The sequence below is a fragment of the Isoptericola sp. NPDC060185 genome (assembly GCF_042728595.1).
In the GTDB taxonomy this organism is placed as follows: Bacteria; Actinomycetota; Actinomycetes; order Actinomycetales; family Cellulomonadaceae; genus Isoptericola.
Genome location: NZ_JBHWYY010000042.1, coordinates 1 through 19,817, shown reverse-complemented (window position 1 = coordinate 19,817; position 19,817 = coordinate 1). Strand labels below are relative to the sequence as shown.

Sequence of the window (19,817 nt, the reverse complement as noted above, 5' to 3'; positions counted from 1 at the left end):
TACTACGGGTGTTCAAGACTTCGGACGTGCGGGACTTCGGACGTGCAGGACTACGGGTGTTCGGGACTTCGGGTGTGCAGGACGACGTGCCGGGGCCCGGCTACCGCGCGACCGGGCTGCCCTCCCCCAGGCGGACCCACCCGCCGCCGTCGGCGGAGCTGCGCTCGACGGCGTCGAGCACCCGCTGCACGGCGAGCCCGTCCGCGAACGACGGCGTGGGCTGGCGGCCGGCCGCCAGGTCCCCGACGAGGTCGACGACCTGGTGGGTGAACGCGTGCTCGTACCCGAGGCCGTGGCCCGGGGGCCACCAGTGCCCGCCGTACGGGTGCACCGGCTCGGTGACGACGATGCGGCGGAAGCCCGCGACCTCGGCGTCGTCGGCGGCGTCGAAGAAGTGCAGGAGGTTCATGTCCTCGAAGTCGAAGGCGAGTGATCCCCGCGTGCCGTTGACCTCGAGCCGGATGGCGTTCTTGCGGCCCCACGCGTAGCGGGTCGCCTCGAAGCTCGCGAGCCCCCCGCCCGCGAGCCGGCCGAAGAACACCGCCGCGTCGTCGACCGTGACCGGCCCGGTGCCCTCGCCCGCCGCGCCCGACAGGCCGGAGAAGGACGCGGGCACCGGCCGCTCGCGGACGAACGTCTCGAGCATCCCGGCCACGCCGACCAAGGGCTCGCCCGTGACGAACTGGGCGAGGTCGACGACGTGCGCCCCGATGTCCCCCAGCGCGCCCGAGCCGGCCTTCTCCTTGTCGAGCCGCCACGTCAGCGGCGCCTGCGGGTCGGACAGCCAGTCCTGGAGGTACTGCGCGCGCACGTGCCGCACCTCCCCGATCCGGCCCTCGGCGACGAGGCGCCGCGCCAGCTGGATGGCGGGGACGCGGCGGTAGGTGAACCCCACCGCCGCGAACACCCCGCGCTCGGCGGCGGCGTCCGCCGCGCGGACCATCTCCTCCGCCTCCGCCACCGAGTTGGCGAGCGGCTTCTCGCACAGCACGTGCTTGCCCGCCTCGAGCGCCGCGACGGCGATCTCGGCGTGCGTGTCGCCCGGGGTGCAGACGTCGACGAGGTCGACGTCGTCCCGCGCGAGCAGCTCGCGCCAGTCCGTGACGGCGTCGTCCCAGCCGAGCCGGTCCGCCGCCTCGCGCACCCCGCCGGCGCTGCGCCCCGCCACCACCCGCATCCGCGGAGCCAGTGGGAGGTCGAAGAACCGCGGCGCCGTGCGCCACGCCTGCGAGTGCGCGGCCCCCATGAACGCGTACCCGACCATCCCGACTCCCAGTGCCGGCGTGCCCCCTGCCGTGGCGTGCTCGCTCATCGAGCGACCTCCTTCCGTGGTGCGGATCGTGACGTGCCGGCAGGTCAGGAACGGAAGCCGATCGACTTGTACTGCTCGACGTTGTCCTTGGTGACGACGGGCGCGTACAGCTGCGTGGTGCGCGGAACGCCGGCCGAGGCCAGGTCGCTCATGTTCTTGTTCTGCACCGCGAGACGGGCCAGCTTGATGCCGTCGGCCGCCTGCGTGGACGGGTAGACGACCGTGGCCTGCAGCACGGAGTCGCCGGACTCGATGTGCTCCATCACGTCGAGGGAGCCGGCGCCGCCGACCATGAAGAACTCGTCGCGGCCCGCGTTCTCGATCGCGGCCAGGACGCCGACGCCCTGGTCGTCGTCGTGGTTCCAGATCGCGTCGATCTTCGGCTGCGCCTGGAGCAGGTTCGAGGTGGCCGTCTCGCCGCCCTGGACGGTGAAGTCCGCGGCGACGCGGGCGTCGACGTCCTGGCCGCACTCGGCGAGCGCGTCCTTGAAGCCCTTGCTGCGGTCCTGGGTGAGCGGCAGCGAGTCGATGCCGGCGATCTCGGCGACGACGGCGTCGGGCTTGTCGCCGAGCTGCTCGCAGATGTAGGTGCCGGCGCTCACGCCCATGCCGTAGTTGTCGCCGAGCACCGTGGCGCGGGCGGCGAACGGGCTGGAGAACTCGCGGTCCACGTTGATCACGGGGATGCCGGCGTCCATCGCCTTCTTGGCGACCTCGGTGAGCGCCGCGCCGTCGAACGGCAGGAGGACGATGGCGTCCACCTTGTCGTTGATGAACTGCTCGACCTGGCTGATCTGGACGTTGACGTCGTTGGTGGCCTCGGCCTGGCGGAGCTCGACGTCCTCGTACTGGCCGGCGGTGTCGACGGCCGCCTTGGTGATGGCGCCCATCCAGCCGTGGTCGGCGGCGGGGGCGGAGAAGCCGATGACGACCTTCTCCCCCGGCTCGTCGTTGCCCTCGGCGGCGACCTGCGGGGCGGCCGAGGTGGTGTCCTCGGGCGGCTCGTTGCTGGTGCAGCCGGCGGCGAGCAGGACGGCGGTGGTGGCGACGGCGGCGAGCGCGGCGGTGCGCCCGCGGCGGTGGAAGCGTCCCAGCTCGGTGCGTGCGGACATGTGATCATCCTCGATTCGGTCCGGCCCTGCCGGGCGGAGGGCCCGGTGCGGGTGGTGCGGGTTGGTGCGGGTGTACGCGGGAACAGCGGAACAGCGGGACCTCGGGTGCGGCGCGGGGAGGTCAGGTCGACGTGGAGCGCCTGGCGAACCGCTGCTGGATCAGCACGGCGGCCACGATGATCGCGCCCTTGGCGACGTTCTGGGCGGAGATCGACAGGTTGTTGATGGTGAAGACGTTGGTCAGCATCGCGAAGATGAGGACGCCGATGACGGTGCCGACGATCGTGCCGCGGCCGCCGACGAGGAGCGTGCCGCCGACGACCACCGCGGCGATCACCTCGAGCTCGTAGTAGAGGCCGTTCGTCGAGCTGCCCGCCGTGGTGCGGCCGAGCATCATGACGCCCGCGATGCCGGAGGTCAGCCCGCACAGCGCGTAGAGGTACAGCACGTGCCGCTGCACCTTGATGCCGGCGAGGCGGGCGGCCTCGATGTTGCCGCCCACGGCCACCGTGCGGCGGCCGAACGTGGTGCGGTTGAACAGGAACCAGCCGGCCACGGCGACCACGACGAAGATCCAGACCAGCACCGGCACGCCGATGAAGTCCGCCCGGAAGAAGTCGAGGAAGCCGTCGACCTTCACGACCTGCGTCTGCCGGCCGGAGATCATCTCCGCCAGGCCGCGGGCGGCGATCATCATCGCGAGGGTGGCGATGAACGCCACCACCTTGCCGTACGCGATGATCGCGCCGTTGATGAGGCCGGCCACGGTGCCGACCACGAGCGCCGTGAGCACCATGACCGTCCAGTGCGTGTTCTCGGCCATCGTCTGCGTGGCGAGCGTGCTGGCCCACACGGACGAGAGGCCGACCAGGGACCCGACCGAGAGGTCGATGCCGCCGGCCGTGATGACGAAGGTCATCCCGATCGCCAGCACGCCCGTCACGGACGCGAGCCGGAGGATGGTCATGAGGTTGCTGACGCTGCCGAAGCGCTCGCCGCCCGTGATCACGCCGACGACGGCGAGGAGGACGAGGGCCACGACCAGCCCGATCGTGCGGCCGGCCGGGCCGGACAACCACGAGGTGCGCGACGCCTCGGCGGGCGGCGCGGCGGCCTGGGTGCTCATGCGGCGGTTCCTTCCATGACGAGGTCGAGCACGCGGTGCTCGTCGATGTCCTGCGCCGGTGCACGGTGCACGACGCGTCCTTCGGAGACCACGAGCACGTGGTCGGCGAGCCCCAGGACCTCCGGGATCTCGCTCGAGACGACGACCACCGCCGTCCCGGCGTCCGCGAGCCGGCGCACCAGGGCGTACAGCTCGGAACGGGCGCCGACGTCGACGCCGCGGGTGGGCTCGTCGAGCAGCAGCACGTCGACGCCGTGCACCACCCAGCGGCCGAACATCGCCTTCTGCTGGTTGCCGCCGGACAGGGTGCGGATGGCCCGACCGACGTCGGCGGGGCGCAGGTCGAGCGCCTCGACCTGCTCGCGGGCTGCCGCGCGCTCCGCGCGCTCGTCCAGCCAGCCGCCGTGGGCCATGCGGGCGAACGTCGACAGGGTGACGTTCCGGTAGACGGGCTGGTCGAGCACGAGCCCCTGGCTCTTGCGCTCCTCGGGGCACAGGCCGATGCCGGCGTCCACCGCCGCGGCGACCGAGCCCGCCCGCAGCCGGCGCCCGTTGACGGCGACCGTGCCCGCGGTGCGGCGCCGGGCGCCGTAGAGCGTCTCGAGGATCTCCGAGCGCCCGGCGCCGACGAGCCCCGCGAGGCCGACGATCTCGCCGGCCCGCACCTGGAAGGACACGTCCTCGAACGTGCCCCCGAGGGCGAGGCCCTCGACGTCGAGCACGACGGGGGCGTCGGCGGGGACGCCCGGCCGCTGCGGGAAGGCGTACTCGACCGCGCGGCCGGTCATGAGGTGGATGAGCTCGGAGGTCGGCGTCGTGGCGGGCAGGTTGCGCCCCACCGTGCGCCCGTCCTTGAGGACGGTGATGCGGTCGCCGATCTCGCGGATCTCCTCCATGCGGTGGGAGATGTAGACGACGGCCACACCCTGCGCGGTGAGCTCGCGCACCACGCGGAAGAGGTTCTCGACCTCGCCCGCGTCGAGCACGGCCGACGGCTCGTCCATGACGATGACCCGCGCGTCGTGGGAGAGCGCCCGCGCCATCGACACCACCTGCTTGCCCGCGGCCGACAGCGTGCCGACCTCGCGGTGCGGGGAGATCTCCGGGTGGCCGAGGCGGCGGAGCATCTCGCGGGTGCGCTTCGTGGCCTCGCGCCGCTGGGTGAAGCCGCCGCGGTCGAGCTCGTGGCCGAGGAAGACGTTCTCGGCGACGGTGAGGCCGTCGACGACGTCGAGCTCCTGGTAGATCGTCGCGACGCCGAGGCGCAGGGCCGCGACGGGGTGCGGGATGACGGTCTCCTCGCCGTCGAGCACGATCCGGCCCGACGTGGGCTGGTGGGCGCCCGCCAGGACCTTGATGAGGGTGGACTTGCCGGCACCGTTCTGGCCGAGCAGGCAGTGCACCTCGCCGGCGACGATGTCGATGTCCACGCCGTCGAGCGCCTTGGCTCCCGGGAAGTGCTTGACGATGCCCTCCATGCGGAGCAGGGGAGGCTCGGGCTCACGGCGCTGCTGCGGCGCCTCTTGGGGGTCTGCGTCGACCATGTGACAGAACCTAGGGCCCCTTTTGCCGATCGTCAAGCAAAAGTGGCGTGTCGATCGTGATTGACTGTGCTCATGGAGGAGATGCTGAAATTCGCGCCCCGTCCGACGGGTGCAGGGCACATGTTTCAGATGCTGCGCGACCGCGAGCCGCGCACCCGAGCCGACCTGGCCGCCGCCACGGGCCAAGCACGATCGACGATCGCCGCACGGATCGACCTCCTGATGGCGGCGGGTCTGATCGTGCCGGCGGGCGAGGCGACGTCCACCGGCGGACGGCCGCCCGCGACCTTCGCCTTCAACCCCGCCGCCAAGGTGGTGCTCGCGGTCGACCTGGGGGCGATGCACGCCCGGATCGCTCTCACCGACCTCGCCGGCCAGATCCTGGCCGAGGACGACGCCCCCCTGGCCATCGCCGAGGGGCCCGACGCGGTGCTGGGCTGGGTGGCCGACCGCGGCGACGCGCTGCTCGCGGCGTCAGGGTGGGGCCACGACCGGCTGGCCGGCGTCGGCGTCGGGCTGCCCGGCCCCGTCGAGCACTCCACCGGGCACCCGATCATGCCGCCGATCATGCCCGCGTGGGACCAGGTCGACGCCCCGGGGATCCTGGGCCGGCACTTCGACGCGCCCGTCCTCGTCGACAACGACGTCAACGTCATGGCGCTCGGCGAGCACCGCACCGCGTGGTCGACGGTCGACAACATCCTGTTCGTCAAGGTCGCCACCGGCATCGGCTCCGGCATCGTCACCGACGGCACCCTGACCCGCGGCGCGCAGGGCGCCGCGGGCGACATCGGGCACATCGCGGTCATGGGCGCCGAGGAGGTGCCGTGCCGCTGCGGCAACTTCGGCTGCCTCGAGGCCATCGCGAGCGGCCAGGCCGTCGCGGACAAGCTCCGCGCCCAGGGCCTGGACGCGGAGCGGGGCAGCGACGTCATCCGGCTCGTGCGCTCCGGCAACCTCGCGGCCAGCGCCGCCGTGCGGCAGGCCGGTCGCGACATCGGCATCGTGCTCGCGGCGTGCGTGAGCATGCTCAACCCGTCCCTCATCGTCATCGGAGGCGTCCTCGCCGACGCCGGGGAGCACCTCATCGCCGGGATCCGCGAGGTCGTCTACCGGCGCTCGCTGCCGCTGGCGACCCAGCACCTGCGCATCGTGACGTCGGAGACCGGCGGCAAGGCGGGCGTTCTCGGCGCGAGCGCCATGGTGGTGGACCACGTGCTCTCGCCGGACGCGATCGACGCCATCGCCGGGACCGTCTGAGCGTCGCGCCCGGCGCGCAGGTCACGCCCCGCCGGCGATGTTGACGCCGCCGCGCGGCCGGTGAAGCATGTGGGCGAGCGTGCGGGGGCGAGGTTGCCCCGAGCACGTCGAGAACGTGCGTCGAGGAGGACACATGACCGAAGCGGGACGTCGCGCGCTGATCGTGCAGGGTGGATGGCCGGGACACGCCCCGGCGGAGGCGACCGAGCTGTTCATCCCCTTCCTCAAGGAGGCGGGGTTCGAGGTGTCCGTCGCCGAGAACCTGGAGGTGTACGCGGACGCCGGGTTCATGGCGGAGGTCGACCTGGTGGTCCAGTGCTGGACCATGGGCGAGATCCTGCCGGACGAGATCCGGGGGCTGCGCGCCGCGGTCGCCGCGGGCACCGGCCTCGCCGGGTGGCACGGCGGCGTCGTGGACTCGTTCCGGATGGCGACCGACTACCTCCAGATGACCGGCGGGCAGTTCGCCGCCCACGCCCACGACCTCGTGCCGCACACCGTGGAGGTCCTGCCGGAGCACGCCGACCACCCGATCGTCGCCGGCATCGAGCGGATCGAGCTGGTCTCGGAGCAGTACTGGATGCTCACCGACTCCGCGTGCGAGGTGCTCGCCACCACCGAGATCGCGGTGCGCGAGGGCGACCCGTGGCACGAGCCGATCGTGTCGCCGGCCGTGTGGACCCGCCGCTGGGGTGCAGGGAAGATCTTCGTCTGCACCCCGGGCCACCAGCTCGCCGACCTGGAGACGCCCGAGATCCGCTCGATCATCGAGCGGGGGATGCTCTGGGCGAGCCGCTGACCGCCCCTACGATGCGGCCATGACCTCGGCCTTCACCGGACTGCTCGCCTACCCGATCACCCCGCTCGACGCCGACGCGGTCGTCGACCTGGACGCGCTCGAGGGCCTCGTCGGCCGCGCCGTCGAGGCCGGGGTGGACGGCGTCGTCGTGCTCGCGACCTCGGGCTCCGGGGTCTCGTTCGACGACGCCGAACGCGACGCCGTGGTGCGCGTGGCCCTCGCGGCCGCCGGCGCCACGCCGGTGCACGTCGGCGTCGCCGCCGGGTCCGCGCACCGCGCGGCCGGCCTCGCCCGGTCGGCCGTCGCGGCGGGGGCCGCGGGCCTGGTGCTGCCCCCGTTCTCCTACCTGCCGCTCGACGAGGCGGAGGTCCGCGCGCTGTTCGCGCGGGTCGGGGCCGCCGCGTCCGGCGCCCCGGTCTGCTTCTACAACAAGCCGGTCCAGCTCGGGTTCGACGTCTCCCCCGCCCTGTTCGCCGAGCTCGCCGCGGACCGCTCGGTCGTCGCGGTCAAGGACCCCGCGTCGCTGCCGTCCCGCCCCACCGGGCGCGCGGCCGCGCTGCGCGCCGCCGCGCCCGCCGTCGCCGTCGGGCTGAGCGGGGACCCCGCGCTCGTCGCCGACGCCGAGCCCGCCGACGCCTGGCACACCGGGCTCGCCGCCCTCGCGCCCGCCGAGTACGTGGCCGTGCGGCGGGACCGGGTCGCCGGGACCGACGCCGCACGCCCGGCACGGGACTGGTTGCTCGACGTCGCTCGCGCCGTGGCGGGCACGGGCCGGCCGGTGACGGCACTGCACGCCCTCGCCGCGCTGCTGGGCACGCCGACCGCGCCCCCGCGCGACGCGCTGGTGCCGCTCACCGCCGCGGACGAGGCCGCCCTGCGGGACGTCGTCGCGCGGCGGCCCTGACCGTCGCGCAGGGTCAGGCCGAGCGCTCGAGCACCTCGACGTGCAGGTCCAGGAGCGCGGCCGTGCGCTCGGACGGGCCGCGGCCGAACCCGCACTCGGTGGCGACGCCGACCACGCGGTCGCCGAGCACCTGCGCGGCGGCCGCGAGCCGGCGGGACGCGCCCTCGGCGCCGTCCTCGTGGTGCAGCACGCCGAGGTACAGCTCGGTGGCCCCGTCCAGCGCGAGGCCGGCGAGCGGCGCCACGTAGGCGACGTCGGCCCGGTCGATCGGGACCGGCAGGTGCACCCACGTGATCGGGCGCGGCAGGGCCGTCACCAGGGCGTTCGCCATGGCGACGAGGTGGCCCGTGTCCGCCGGCTCGACGAAGTGCTTCTCCGCGACGTCGCCGTAGCAGAGGTGGAAGCCGAGCTGGACGTCGGCGGGCACGTGCGCCGCGAACCGCGCCGCACGGGCCGCACACCCCGCCACGACGTCCTCCTCCCCGCCGGCGCCGCGGTCGAACCAGGCTCGCGCGGCGCCGCCGCCCAGGTTCGCGCCCTCGACGAACGCGAACTCGGTGGCGAGGTCCACCTGCACGGCGAGGTCCGGGGCGGGCACGGCCGCGCAGATCTCCTCGAGCTCACGTACGAGCGCCGCCTCGTACACCGGATGCACCGCCGCGCGGTCGGCGGGCGCGACGAACGTCGTCACCGCGGCCAGCGGCGACGGGAGGCACACCTGGAACCGCGTGCCCGGCGCGATCACGCCCCCGGCCCGCAGCGCCACGAAGTCGGCATAGGAGGCGATCGCGGCCTCCGCGTACCCGAGCGGCCCGAACCGCAGCTCCTCGGCCGGCACCGTGCCGTCCAGCACGTGCGGCCGCACGTCGAACCCGGCCACGACGACCGGTGCCTCGCCCACGCGCGTCAGGCCGTCGACCGCCTCGAAGCGCGCGCCCTGGAAGAGGATCCAGTGGAACCGCTCGCCCACCTCGCCGTCCGGGATGCGGCGGGCGTGCGCGCCCAGCCGCGTCGCGACCGTGCGCAGCGTGTCGCGCGCGCTCGGCAGGTTCACCGAGCCCACGAGGTGGGCGCCGCGCAGGGTCAGGGTCGGGGCGGAGGACTGGTTCGGGGCGAGGGAATCCGGCACCCGCGCATCGTAGCCGCGGGCGTCAGTCGTCCCCGGGCTCGTCCGCGTCGCCCTCCGGGCCCTCGCCGGTGTCGCCGCCGGTGTCGCCGAGCGCGGCGGGACCGCCCTCCAGCAGGCGCGTGAACGCGGCCTCGTCGAGGACGGGCAGGCCGAGCTCCTCCGCCTTGGCCGCCTTCGACCCGGCGTTCTCCCCCACCACCACGTAGTCCGTCTTCTTCGAGACCGACCCGGCCGCCTTGCCGCCTGCGGCGAGGATCGCCTCCTTGGCGCCGTCGCGGCTGTACCCCTCGAGCGACCCTGTCACCACGACCGTCAGCCCGGCGAGCGGGCCCGTCGGGGCCTCGTCCGCCTTCGCGGCCATGGCCGCCGGGCCCGGGTGGTCGGGGATCCAGGTGCGCACCCCGGCGGCCTGCCAGCGGTCGACGATCTCGCGGTGCCACTCGACGTCGAACCAGGCCAGGAGCGCGTCGGCGATGATCGTGCCCACGCCCTCGACGGCCGCCAGCTCCTCGCGCGACGCCGCCCGGATCGCGTCCAGCGAGCCGAACCAGCCCGCGAGCGCCCGGGCCGCGACCGGTCCGACGTGGCGGATGTTGAGGCTGACCAGGATCCGCCAGAGGTCCTTGGTCTTGGCGAGCTCCAGCTCCTCGAGGAGCTTGGTGGCGGCGGCCGTCGGCTCGAGCTCGGGCAGCTCCTCCCCCGCCGCCTCGGCGTCGGCGCGCCGCGCCTTGGTGTACGTGACCTTCTTGCGGAACGGCGTCCGGCGCCGCGCGACCCCGTTCTCGTCGACGGTGGGCAGTCCCGTCTCGGCGTCGCGCACCACGACCTCGATGGGCAGCAGCTGCTCCAGCGTGAGGTCGAACAGGCCGGCCTCGGTGCGCAGGGGCGGGACCTCGGGGACCTCGGGCTGGGTGAGCGCGGACGCCGTCACCTCGCCGAGCGCCTCGACGTCCAGGCCGCCGCGCGACCCGATGTGCTCCACCCGGCCGCGCACCTGCGCCGGGCAGGTCTCGGCGTTGGGGCAGCGCAGGTCGACGTCGCCCTCCTTCATCGGCCGCAGCGGGGTGCCGCACTCCGGGCACCGCTCGGGCATGACGAAGTCCTCGCGCGGGTAGCCGTCGTCGGCCAGGGCGGTGACGGGGCCGAGGATCTCGGGGATGACGTCGCCGGCCTTGCGCAGCACGACCATGTCGCCGATGCGCACGCCCTTGGCCTTCACCACGTCCTGGTTGTGCAGCGTGGCCTGCCGCACCGTGGAGCCCGCCACCAGGACCGGCTCCATCACCGCGTACGGGGTGGCGCGACCCGTGCGGCCGACGCCCACCTGGATGGCGAGCAGGCGGGTGGTGACCTCCTCCGGCGGGTACTTGTAGGCGATGGCCCAGCGGGGCGCGCGGCTCGTCGCGCCGAGCCGCTGCTGGTCCGCGAGGGCGTCGACCTTGACGACGATGCCGTCCAGCTCGTGCTCGATGTCGTGGCGGTGGGCGCCGAACCACTCGATCATCTCGACGACGCCGTCGATCCCCTCGACCACGCGGTTGTGCGGCGAGACCGGCAGCCCCCAGCGCGCGAAGTGCTCGTACGCCTCCGACTGCCGCGCCAGCTCCGTGTGCTCGCCGGCCGTCCACTGCAGCGCGCCGATCCCGTGCACGTACAGGCGCAGCGACTCCACGCGGGCGACGCCCGCCTCGAGCTCCATGCCGTCCTTCTTGTCGAGCAGCTGGCGCAGGCCGCCGGCCGCCGCGTTGCGCGGGTTCGCGAACTGCGGGAAGCGGCGCAGCGCGGCGACGCGGGCGCGCTCCTCGTCGAACGGGCGCGCGGACGTCGCCCGGCCGTCGTGCCGCTGGCGGGACTCCACCACCACGCGGTCGCGCAGCTGCGCCTGCAGCGCGTTGAGGCGCTCGAACGCCGCGACCGGGATGAAGACCTCGCCGCGGATCTCGACCAGGTCGGGGTGGCCGTCGCCGGCGAGGCGCCGCGGGATGTCGGCGATCCGCAGCGCGTTCTGCGTGACGTCCTCGCCCGTGCGGCCGTCCCCGCGGGTCGCCGCGCGCACCAGGCGGCCCTTCTCGTACAGCAGGGCGATCGCGAGACCGTCGATCTTCACCTCGGACAGGTACCCGACGTGCTCGGCGCCGAGGTCGCGGGCCACGCGCGCGTCCCAGGCGCGCAGCTCCTCGACCGAGAACACGTTGTCGAGGCTCAGCATGCGCTCGACGTGCTCCACCGTGGCAAAGCCGCCCGCGGCCGCGCCACCCACCCGCTGCGTCGGGGACTCGGGCGTCTGCAGCGCGGGGTGCGCGGCCTCGATCGCCGCCAGCTCGTGCATCCGCGCGTCGTACTCGGCGTCGGACACCCGCGGGGCGTCGTCCTCGTAGTAGGCGCGCTGGTCGGCCTCCACCAGCGCGACCAGCTCCGCCCAGCGGCGCTGGGCGGAGGCCTCGTCGAGGGTGCTGTCGAGCGTGCTGTCGGGCGCGGTGTCCGGCGCGGTGTTCTCGGTGTCCGTCACGGGCCCATCTTGCCGCGTGCCGCCGACACGGGCCGGGTCGGGCGGCCCCGGCCGCCCGACCTGCGGGAAGACCTGTTCCTGCGCTGTCCGAACCGCTACGATTCTGGCGATTTGGCCCCTCGTCCGATCCCCACCCGACCGACCGCAAGGACGCTCATGAAGATCGCCGTCGTCGGCGCCGGCTTCGCCGGCCTGGCCAGTGCCAAGGTGCTCCGCGAGTTCGGGCACGACGTGACCGTGCTCGACAAGGCCCCCGACGTCGGCGGCGTCTGGAGCGCCAGCCGCCGCTACTCCGGGCTCACCACCCAGAACAACAAGGGCTCGTACGCCTTCTCCGACCTGCCCATGCCGAAGGACTACCCCGAGTGGCCCAGCGGCGAGCAGGTGCAGGCCTACCTCGAGCGGTACGTCGACCTGCACGACCTGCGCCCGGCCCTGCGCCTGTCCACCGAGGTGGTCCACGCCGAGCTCACGGCGGCCGAGGACGGCTGGCTGGTCACCGCGCGCCGGGCGGGCGAGCCCGTGGGCGACCCCGAGCCGTTCGACCACGTCGTCGTCGCGAACGGCATCTTCTCCGACCCCGTGATCCCCCGCTTCGAGGGTCTGGCGCAGCTCATGCGTGCGGGCGGCAAGGTCGTCGCGGCCAGCCAGCTCACGTCGCTCGAGGACGCGCGCGGGAAGCACGTCGTCGTCGTCGGCTACGGCAAGTCGGCCTGCGACGTCGCCGCGGAGGTCGGTCCCGTCGCCGCGAGCACCCACGTCGTCGCGCGCCACCTGCTGTGGAAGCTGCCCAAGCGGCTCGGCAACGCGCTCAACTACAAGTACCTGCTGCTCACGCGGATGGGCGAGGGCCTGTTCCGCTATCAGACCGTCTCGGGCGGCATGGAGCGGTTCCTGCACGGCCCCGGCGACGGCGTCCGCAAGTCCATGCTGGGCAGCGTGGGCTCGGTCTCCACCAAGCAGCTGCACCTCAAGGAGCTGGGCCTCGTGCCCCGCGGCGAGTTCGCCGACATCGCCCGCTCCACCGTGTCGCTCGCCACCGACGGGTTCTTCGACCAGGTCGCCGACGGCGCCATCCGCGTCCACCGCGACGCCGAGATCGAGCGCCTGGCCACCGACGACGACGGCGCGCCGGTCGCCGTGCTCGACGACGGCACCACCGTGCCCGCGGACCTCGTCGTGTGCGGCACCGGCTTCCACCAGCGCGTGCCGTTCCTCGACGACGACCTGCAGGCCCGCCTGCTCGACGACCGCGGCAACTTCCAGCTCTACCGCCAGGTGCTCCCGCACGACGTGCCGCACCTGACGTTCGCCGGGTACAACTCGTCGCTGTTCAGCCCGCTGTCGGCGGAGGTCGGCGCCCTGTGGACCGCCGCCCTCCTGGCCGGCGCGGTGCGGGTGCCGCCGATCCAGGTGCGCCGCGAGCACGTGACCAACCGCGTGGACTGGATGGAGAAGCGCACCGAGGGCAAGCACGCCCGCGGCACCAACGTCATCCCGTTCTCGCTGCACCAGATCGACGAGATGCTCGACGACCTGGACCTGCGCCTGCCGGCCGCCACCCGCGCCGGCCAGTGGCTCCTGCCGGTGGACCCCCGGGCGTACCGGCACCTGTCCGCCACGCTCCGCCGGCGGGTCGGCCAGGGCGCCTGACACCCCCGCGCGGGCCGCCGGTCAGCGGAAGCGGACCGGGAGCTCGGCCGGGTGGCGCACCCACGCCGAGCGCACCGGCACGACGTCGACCCGCGGCGCCGTCAGCTCCATGTCGGCGACCCGGGCCAGGAAGTGCCCGACGACCGTCCGCGTGATCAGCGGCGCGGTGCGGTGCGCCGGGCAGGCGTGCGCGCCCGTCCCCCACGTCAGGTGGAACCGGGCGTCGACCTGCTCCCACGGGTCGGCCGCCCGCACCGCGCGGTCCGCGTTCGCCGCCGCGACGGCGGGCACGACGGCGTCGCCGGCCGCCACGGCCTGCCCGCCCAGCTCGCAGTCCGCGAGGGCGTAGCGGGGCCGCAGGTGCGGCAGCGGCGGCGCGTCGCGGGCGACCTCGTCGAGGGCGTCGTCCAGCGAGATGCGGCCGCCGTGCAGCCGCGCCGCGAACCCGGGGTCCGCGAGCAGGCGCTGGAGGGCGGTCGCGATCCACGCGATCTCCGCGTCGTGGGCGGTGGCGAAGACCAGGCCGACGGCGCCCATCACCTCGAGGTCGTTCTCGTGGGCCGGGTGCGCCAGCAGCGCGGACGTGAGGTCGTCGCTCGGCTCGGCCCGCCGGGCGGCGACGAAGCCCGCCAGCAGGTCCTCGGCCTCCTCGGACGCCGCGAACGAGTCCGCGGTGCCGGCGCGCTGGACGACGGTGAGCTGGTGCAGGCGGCGCGCGTCCGCGAGCGTCATGCCCAGCAGGTCGGCGAGCACCCGCACGGGGACATCGACGGCGTACTCGGCCACCATGTCGGCGCTGCCGCGCGCGGCCAGCCGGTCCAGGACCGAGGTGCACGCCACGTCGACGGTCCGCGCCACCCGCTTCTCCTCGACGGCGTCGAGGGCGTCGGCCAGCGGCGTGCGCAGGCGGCGGTGCTGGTCGCCGTCGCGGTCGTGGGCGCTGTCGCGCGGGGCGAGGACCGCCCGCGTGGGCGAGCGCCAGGCGACCATGCGCTCGGCCTCGTAGCGCCAGCGCCGCGCGTCGCGCGTGAACAGGGCCTCGTTGCGCAGCACGGCGGACACCTCGGCGTGCCCCAGCGCGAGCCACGCCGGCACGCCGGGCTCGAGGTCGACGGGCGCGAGCGAGCCCCAGCGGGAGCGCAGGGCCTCGTACCGCTCGGCCGGGTCGGGCGCGCCCGCCAGGTCGGCCAGGAGCGGCCGGTCGGCGACCTCCTCCAGCGGCACGACCCGCACGGCACCCGTGAGGCTCACGCGGCCGCGCTCCCGCCCGCGAGCCGCACCGCGTGCGCGACCAGCGCCTTGAGGGCCTCCACGGCCTGGCGCCGCTCGCGCAGGTCGCCCGTCACCACCGGGGTGCCCGGCGGCAGGTCGAGCGCCGCCCGCACCGCGTCGGTCGAGTGCCGCGGCGCGCCGGGGAACTCGTTGACCACCACGGCCACGGGCAGCTCCGTGTGCTCCTCGAGCTGGTCCAGCACCTCGAAGCTGTCCTCCAGGCGCCGCGTGTCCACGACGACGAGCGCCCCGACCGCGCCGTCCGCGAGGCCCGCCCACAGGTCCCAGAAGCGCTTCTGGCCCGGCGTGCCGAACAGGTAGAGCGCCGTCGTGCCGCCCACCGTCACGCGGCCGAAGTCCATCGCCACCGTGGTGGTCGACTTCGCGCCGAGGCGGGGGTCGACGCCCACGCTGGCGGCCGTGATCTCCTCCTCCGTGGTGAGCACGGGCACCTCGCTCACCGCGCCGATGAGGGTCGTCTTGCCGACGCCGTAGGCGCCCACGACGAGCACCTTGACCGACCGCTCGACGGTGGCGGCCAGGTGCCGCGCCGCGCCCTTCCCTGCACCGTCCGTCGCACCGTCCGCCGCGCCCCGCTCAGAAGCGTCGGAGACCATCGAGGACCTCCTCCAGCACGTCCAGGCCGACCGCGCTCTGCGGCGAGCGGACCGCGAGGTACCCGGCGTCGAGCAGGTCGGAGGCCAGCACGGCGACGAGGCTCGTGGGCAGCCGCAGGTACGCGGCGAGCTCCGCGAGGGACAGCGTGCCGCGGCACGTCGCGAGGAGGGCGCGCTCGTGCCGGCCGGCCCCGCGGGGCAGCTCGCGCCCGTCGTCGACGGCGCACAGCAGCGTCTCGGGCCGCAGCGTGTTGCGGCTGGGGTGCGCGCGCCCGCCCGTCAGGACGTACGAGCGCACCGGGTGGTCGCGGAAGCCGTCCGTCATCGCGTCTCCCCGGGCTCGGCGGGGCGCAGCACGTCGGTGCCGAGGGTGCGCTCGCCGATCATGAGCACCTGCGCCTGCATCTGCTGCGCCACCAGCCCCGGGTCCACGGACGCGTCGGTGACGACGGCGAGCCGCGACCCGTCGCCCGCGCGGCGCACGAAGAGGAAGCCGCCCTCGAACTCCACGAGCACCTGGCGCAGCCGGTCGCCGGCGCCGAACTCGCGGCCCATGCTCGTGCCGAGGGCGACGAGGCCCGCGCACGCGGCGGCGACCTTGTCCGCCGTGTCGGGTTCCGTGACGTCGGTGCGGACCTTCACCAGGCCGTCGGAGCTGAGGACCACGACGTGCCGCACCCCGCGCACCCCCGCCACCAGGTCGAGCATCCAGCTGTCCGGATGCGCGGCCGGGGTCGGCGTCGCGCCGGTGGTCTGGGTGGTCATGAGTCCTCCGGGTTCGCGTCCGGCTCGGCGGACGACGGCGTGTCGTGGGCGGGGCTGTCAGCCGTGGCCGGGGCCGCGGCGAAGAACGCGCCGATCCAGGCGCCGGCCTCCTCGGCCGACTGGTCGGGGGCGTCGGGAGCAGCGGTGGCGGCGTCGGGGGCGCGGTCGACCACCCGCTGGGCACCGGTGGCCGCGTCGCCGCGGCGCGCGCGCCGCTGTGGCAGCACGGGCGCGGCGTCGGGGGTCGCCTGCTCGGGCACGGCGGCGTCCGGAGCGGCGGCGTCGGGCGCGGTGTCGTCCCGCACGACGGGCACGGCGTCGCGCGGCCGCTCCGGCCAGGCGTCGTCCACGCTGGGGGCGAGGGTGTCGGGCGCGGCGGCGACCGCGGTGGTCAGGTCGCCGGGGACGAGGACGACGGCGCGCAGTCCGCCGTAGACGGACTCCATGAGGTCGACGCGCAGGTCGAGCGCACGAGCGTACGACCCGACCACCGCCAGGCCGGTCTGCGGCACCTCGCCGAGGTCGGCGATCCCGACGGGGCGCGCGCCGGACGCCACCGCGCGCACGCGCTCGAGCTCGCGGGTCTCCATGCCCACGCCGCAGTCGTCGATCTCGATGACGGCGCCGCGCTGCACCTGCCGGACGGCGACGAGCACCTGCGTGCTCGGCGGGGAGCACTGCGTGGCGTTGGCGAGCAGCTCGGCCACCACGTGCACGACCGGCTCGACGGCGCGGCCGACCACCGCCAGGCCCGGGTCGCCGGAGACCTCCACGCGCTGGAACGCGGTGATGCGGCCCGCGGCGGCGCGGACGACGTCGGGCAGCGGCAGCGGGTCGTCCCAGGTCTGCCCGGGGCGGCGGCCGCACAGCGCCACGAGGTTCTGCGCCTGGCGGGCGTGCTGGGCGGCGGCGTGGTCGATCCGCATCGCCGTCTGGAGCACGTCCGGGTCGGCCGCGTGCCGCTGGACGGTGCGCGCCGACTCCTCCTGGATGCGGTGCGCGGACGCCTGCACCTTGCGGCCCAGCGCGACGACCGCGGTCTCGACGGCGGACCGCTCGTCGTCGCGGGCCGCGCGCGTGCGCGCCAGCTCGGCCGTCGCGTCCTCCAGGGCGCGGGCGGACGCGGCGAGGTCGGCGGCCCGGACGACACCCTCAGCCTGCAGCGCCCGGCGCGCGGCCTCGGCGCGCCGGGCGGCGCCCGCCAGCAGCGCGGTCGCGAGGACGACCAGGAGGGCGGCGGCGCCGGCCAGCCCCCACGTGCCGGCGGCGGTCAGCCGGTCGGCGAGCGCCGGCCCGGCGAGGACGCACGCCATGGCCAGCGCGGCGCAGATCAGGGCCGGCAGGCGCGTCGTGCGCGTGCCGGCGGTGGTCGTCGTGCGCACCGCACCCCCGGGGGTGGAAAGGGACGGGTCTCTCGGAACGTCCATACCGGATTTACTGCTCTGACCAGGAGTTTCTACCATGAGCGACCCGCGGGTGAAAGGGGCCGTGCCGCCCGCGCGCCGAGCCCCGGCGGGAGCTGCGGCTAGGGTGCCGAGCATGACCGCCGAGCGCACCGCGACCGCACCCACCGACGCCCCGCCGACCCCGCTCGACACCCCGCTCGATCCGGCTGCGCCCGACCCGTTCGCATGGCTCGAGGAGGTCGAGGGCGAGGCCGCGCTGGCGTGGGTGCGCGAGCGCAACGACCACGCGCACGCGACGGTCGGCGCCGCACCCGGGTTCGAGGCGACGCAGGCCGCGGTCCGCGAGGTGCTGGACTCCGACGACCGCATCCCCGACGTGTCGCGGATCGGCGACCACCTGTACAACTTCTGGCGCGACGCCGCGCACGAGCGCGGCCTGTGGCGCCGCACCACCCCCGACTCCTACCGCACCGACGCGCCCGACTGGGAGACGGTCCTCGACCTCGACGCCCTCGCGGAGGCCGAGGGCGAGAGCTGGGTGTGGCACGGCGCGTCGCTCCTGCGACCGACGCCCGAGCAGCTCGCGGCCGGCGAGCCGTGGCGCCGCGCCCTGGTGGACCTCTCCCCCGGCGGCTCCGACGCCGACGTCACGCGCGAGTTCGACCTCGTGGCCAAGCGGTTCGTGCCGGCGGCCGAGGGCGGCTTCGAGCGCGACACCGCGCGGGCCGACGGCCGCACCGGCGCCAAGGGCGGGCTCGCCTGGGCGGACGAGGACACCGTGTACGTGTTCACCGACTTCGGGCCCGGCACGACCTCCTCGTCCGGCTACCCCCGCATCGCGCGGCTCTGGCGCCGCGGCACCCCGCTCGAGGACGCCGCCACGGTCTACGAGGGCACGGCCGAGGACATGTACATCTCCGCCCGGCGGTCCCGTACGCCGGGCTTCGAGCGGGACGTCGTGACCCGTTCCATCGCGTTCTACCGGTCGGAGACGTACCTCGTCGAGGCCGTCGGGACGCGGGACCAGCGCCTGGTCAAGGTCGACGTGCCCGAGTCCGCCGAGGTCGGCTTCCACCGCGAGTGGCTGCTCGTCGAGCTGCGCGACGACTGGACCGTGCCGTCCTCCGACGGCCCCGACCGCACCTACGCCGCCGGCTCCCTGCTCGCGGCGCCCGCCGACGCGTTCCTCGCCGGCGCGCGCGACCTCACCGTGCTCTTCGCGCCCACGTCGTCGACCTCCCTGGTCGGGGCGTCCTGGACGCGCCACCACCTGGTCGTCAACGTCCTCGACGACGTGAAGAACGCGGTGCACGTGCTCACCCCGCCCGCCGACGCCGCCCCCGGCGTCGCGTGGACCCGCTCCGAGCTGCCGCTGGGCGGCGGGCTGCTGACCGTCGGGGTGCGCGCCGTGGACGCCCTCGACAGCGACGACGTGTGGGTCACGACCACGGGCTACCTCACGCCGTCGACCCTCGCCCTGACGACCGTCGCCGGGCCGGGCGCGGCCACCGAGCAGCCGGAGCCCGAGGTGCTGAAGTCCGCGCCGGCGTTCTTCGACGCCGCAGGCATGGTCGCGGACCAGCACTTCGCCACGTCTCCGGACGGGACCCGCGTGCCGTACTTCGTCGTGGGCCGCGAGGACCTGGTGCGCCCCGCCGACCCGGAGGCGGGCGGCACGGCACCCACCCTGCTGTACGGGTACGGCGGCTTCGAGATCCCGCTGCTGCCCGGGTACTCCGGCACGGTGGGCCGCGCCTGGCTCGCCGACGGCGGCGTGTACGTGGTCGCGAACATCCGCGGCGGCGGCGAGTACGGCCCGGCGTGGCACCAGGCGGCCCTGCGGGAGAACCGGCACCGGGCGTACGAGGACTTCGCCGCCGTCGCGCGCGACCTCGTGGCCCGCGGCATCACCACGCCCGCCCACCTCGGCGCGCAGGGCGGCTCCAACGGCGGGCTGCTGGCGGGCAACATGCTCACGCAGTACCCCGACCTGTTCGGAGCCGTCGTGGTGCAGGTGCCGCTGCTGGACATGAAGCGGTACTCGCACCTGCTGGCCGGCGCGTCGTGGATGGCCGAGTACGGCGACCCGGACACGGACGACTGGGAGTTCGTGCGGACCTTCTCGCCGTACCACCTGTTCGACGCGGGCCGCGCCTACCCGCCGGTGCTGTTCACGACGTCGACCAAGGACGACCGCGTGCACCCCGGCCACGCGCGCAAGCTCGCCGCGCTGATGCTGGCGGCGGGCGCCGACGTCACGTCCTACGAGAACGTCGAGGGCGGGCACGGCGGCGCGGCCAACAACGCCCAGGCCGCGCACATGGCCGCCCTCGCCTGGACCTTTCTCCGCGACCGCCTCGCCTGAGGCTGTTGTGAGCGGGCGTTTGGCCCCGTCTCGTGTCCGAGACG

16 protein-coding genes are annotated in these 19,817 nt (G+C 74.8%); 5 read left to right on the top strand and 11 right to left on the bottom strand.

Annotation, left to right across the window (positions count from 1 at the left end):
* Positions 1-100: 100 nt before the first annotated feature.
* The 4 genes from ACFWDO_RS14030 to ACFWDO_RS14015 all read right to left on the bottom strand — a co-directional run bounded on the left by ACFWDO_RS14030 (position 101) and on the right by ACFWDO_RS14015 (position 5,094).
* Entirely contained in the window at positions 101-1,312 is a 1,212-nt protein-coding gene (locus ACFWDO_RS14030; protein WP_380320793.1) for a Gfo/Idh/MocA family protein, read from the bottom strand.
* Between the two features lie 44 nt (positions 1,313-1,356).
* Positions 1,357-2,424, bottom strand: a complete 1,068-nt coding sequence (locus ACFWDO_RS14025) for a substrate-binding domain-containing protein (protein WP_380320790.1) — start codon at positions 2,422-2,424, stop codon at positions 1,357-1,359.
* A gap of 121 nt (positions 2,425-2,545) precedes the next feature.
* The gene (locus ACFWDO_RS14020; RefSeq protein WP_380320787.1) at positions 2,546-3,550 is read right to left on the bottom strand and encodes an ABC transporter permease; all 1,005 of its coding nucleotides are present in this window, start codon (positions 3,548-3,550) and stop codon (positions 2,546-2,548) included.
* Positions 3,547-5,094 carry a sugar ABC transporter ATP-binding protein gene (locus ACFWDO_RS14015; protein ID WP_380320784.1) on the bottom strand — a complete coding sequence of 516 codons (1,548 nt, stop codon included), beginning with the start codon at positions 5,092-5,094 and terminating at the stop codon, positions 3,547-3,549. The genes ACFWDO_RS14020 and ACFWDO_RS14015 overlap by 4 nt, the downstream gene beginning before the upstream one ends.
* 120 nt (positions 5,095-5,214) lie before the next feature.
* Here ACFWDO_RS14015 and ACFWDO_RS14010 point away from each other — a divergent pair, with 120 nt between their 5' ends.
* The 3 genes from ACFWDO_RS14010 to ACFWDO_RS14000 all read left to right on the top strand — a co-directional run bounded on the left by ACFWDO_RS14010 (position 5,215) and on the right by ACFWDO_RS14000 (position 8,057).
* Entirely contained in the window at positions 5,215-6,354 is a 1,140-nt protein-coding gene (locus ACFWDO_RS14010) for an ROK family protein (RefSeq protein WP_380320781.1), read from the top strand.
* A gap of 133 nt (positions 6,355-6,487) precedes the next feature.
* The gene (locus tag ACFWDO_RS14005) at positions 6,488-7,153 is read left to right on the top strand and encodes a ThuA domain-containing protein (protein ID WP_380320778.1); all 666 of its coding nucleotides are present in this window, start codon (positions 6,488-6,490) and stop codon (positions 7,151-7,153) included.
* 19 nt (positions 7,154-7,172) lie between these two features.
* Positions 7,173-8,057, top strand: a complete 885-nt coding sequence (locus tag ACFWDO_RS14000) for a dihydrodipicolinate synthase family protein (RefSeq protein ID WP_380320775.1) — start codon at positions 7,173-7,175, stop codon at positions 8,055-8,057.
* A 13-nt stretch (positions 8,058-8,070) separates the two neighbouring features.
* Here the strand turns inward: ACFWDO_RS14000 and ACFWDO_RS13995 are convergent, their stop codons facing one another.
* Together ACFWDO_RS13995 and ligA are read right to left on the bottom strand one after the other, a co-directional pair.
* Complete coding sequence (locus tag ACFWDO_RS13995) at positions 8,071-9,186, bottom strand: hypothetical protein (protein WP_380320772.1); 1,116 nt, start codon at positions 9,184-9,186, stop codon at positions 8,071-8,073.
* 22 nt (positions 9,187-9,208) lie between these two features.
* The gene (gene ligA, locus ACFWDO_RS13990; RefSeq protein ID WP_380320769.1) at positions 9,209-11,695 is read right to left on the bottom strand and encodes an NAD-dependent DNA ligase LigA; all 2,487 of its coding nucleotides are present in this window, start codon (positions 11,693-11,695) and stop codon (positions 9,209-9,211) included.
* A gap of 156 nt (positions 11,696-11,851) precedes the next feature.
* On the opposite strand from ligA, the gene ACFWDO_RS13985 reads away from it, so the two are divergent.
* Entirely contained in the window at positions 11,852-13,348 is a 1,497-nt protein-coding gene (locus tag ACFWDO_RS13985) for a flavin-containing monooxygenase (RefSeq protein WP_380320766.1), read from the top strand.
* A 21-nt stretch (positions 13,349-13,369) separates the two neighbouring features.
* Here the strand turns inward: ACFWDO_RS13985 and ACFWDO_RS13980 are convergent, their stop codons facing one another.
* Genes ACFWDO_RS13980 through ACFWDO_RS13960 form a run of 5 tightly spaced genes read right to left on the bottom strand, consistent with a single transcriptional unit; the run spans position 13,370 to position 17,384 of the window.
* Positions 13,370-14,599 carry a cytochrome P450 gene (locus ACFWDO_RS13980; protein ID WP_380320763.1) on the bottom strand — a complete coding sequence of 410 codons (1,230 nt, stop codon included), beginning with the start codon at positions 14,597-14,599 and terminating at the stop codon, positions 13,370-13,372.
* The gene (locus ACFWDO_RS13975) at positions 14,596-15,237 is read right to left on the bottom strand and encodes an ATP/GTP-binding protein (protein WP_380320760.1); all 642 of its coding nucleotides are present in this window, start codon (positions 15,235-15,237) and stop codon (positions 14,596-14,598) included. Before ACFWDO_RS13975 ends, ACFWDO_RS13980 begins: the two co-directional genes overlap by 4 nt.
* Positions 15,218-15,562 (bottom strand): DUF742 domain-containing protein, encoded by a 345-nt coding sequence (locus ACFWDO_RS13970; protein ID WP_380320757.1) that lies wholly within the window; start codon positions 15,560-15,562, stop codon positions 15,218-15,220. The genes ACFWDO_RS13975 and ACFWDO_RS13970 overlap by 20 nt, the downstream gene beginning before the upstream one ends.
* Complete coding sequence (locus tag ACFWDO_RS13965) at positions 15,559-16,002, bottom strand: roadblock/LC7 domain-containing protein (RefSeq protein WP_380320754.1); 444 nt, start codon at positions 16,000-16,002, stop codon at positions 15,559-15,561. The genes ACFWDO_RS13970 and ACFWDO_RS13965 overlap by 4 nt, the downstream gene beginning before the upstream one ends.
* Positions 15,999-17,384, bottom strand: a complete 1,386-nt coding sequence (locus ACFWDO_RS13960; RefSeq protein WP_380346999.1) for a hypothetical protein — start codon at positions 17,382-17,384, stop codon at positions 15,999-16,001. Before ACFWDO_RS13960 ends, ACFWDO_RS13965 begins: the two co-directional genes overlap by 4 nt.
* Positions 17,385-17,541: 157 nt before the next feature.
* Between ACFWDO_RS13960 and ACFWDO_RS13955 the strand changes: the two genes are divergently transcribed.
* Positions 17,542-19,773 (top strand): prolyl oligopeptidase family protein, encoded by a 2,232-nt coding sequence (locus ACFWDO_RS13955; protein ID WP_380327068.1) that lies wholly within the window; start codon positions 17,542-17,544, stop codon positions 19,771-19,773.
* Positions 19,774-19,817 lie beyond the last annotated feature (44 nt).

Bases quoted from the DNA above. Each gene is read 5' to 3' on its own strand.
- ACFWDO_RS14005 (WP_380320778.1), top strand. From the start codon at position 6,488: ATGACCGAAGCGGGACGTCGCGCGCTGATCGTGCAGGGTGGATGGCCG.
- ACFWDO_RS13975 (WP_380320760.1), bottom strand. From the start codon at position 15,237: ATGGTCTCCGACGCTTCTGAGCGGGGCGCGGCGGACGGTGCGACGGAC.
- ACFWDO_RS14020 (WP_380320787.1), bottom strand. From the start codon at position 3,550: ATGAGCACCCAGGCCGCCGCGCCGCCCGCCGAGGCGTCGCGCACCTCG.
- ACFWDO_RS14030 (WP_380320793.1), bottom strand. From the start codon at position 1,312: ATGAGCGAGCACGCCACGGCAGGGGGCACGCCGGCACTGGGAGTCGGG.
- ACFWDO_RS13985 (WP_380320766.1), top strand. From the start codon at position 11,852: ATGAAGATCGCCGTCGTCGGCGCCGGCTTCGCCGGCCTGGCCAGTGCC.
- ACFWDO_RS14015 (WP_380320784.1), bottom strand. From the start codon at position 5,094: ATGGTCGACGCAGACCCCCAAGAGGCGCCGCAGCAGCGCCGTGAGCCC.
- ACFWDO_RS14010 (WP_380320781.1), top strand. From the start codon at position 5,215: ATGTTTCAGATGCTGCGCGACCGCGAGCCGCGCACCCGAGCCGACCTG.
- ACFWDO_RS13965 (WP_380320754.1), bottom strand. From the start codon at position 16,002: ATGACCACCCAGACCACCGGCGCGACGCCGACCCCGGCCGCGCATCCG.
- ACFWDO_RS13955 (WP_380327068.1), top strand. From the start codon at position 17,542: ATGACCGCCGAGCGCACCGCGACCGCACCCACCGACGCCCCGCCGACC.
- ACFWDO_RS13970 (WP_380320757.1), bottom strand. From the start codon at position 15,562: ATGACGGACGGCTTCCGCGACCACCCGGTGCGCTCGTACGTCCTGACG.
- ACFWDO_RS14000 (WP_380320775.1), top strand. From the start codon at position 7,173: ATGACCTCGGCCTTCACCGGACTGCTCGCCTACCCGATCACCCCGCTC.
- ACFWDO_RS14025 (WP_380320790.1), bottom strand. From the start codon at position 2,424: ATGTCCGCACGCACCGAGCTGGGACGCTTCCACCGCCGCGGGCGCACC.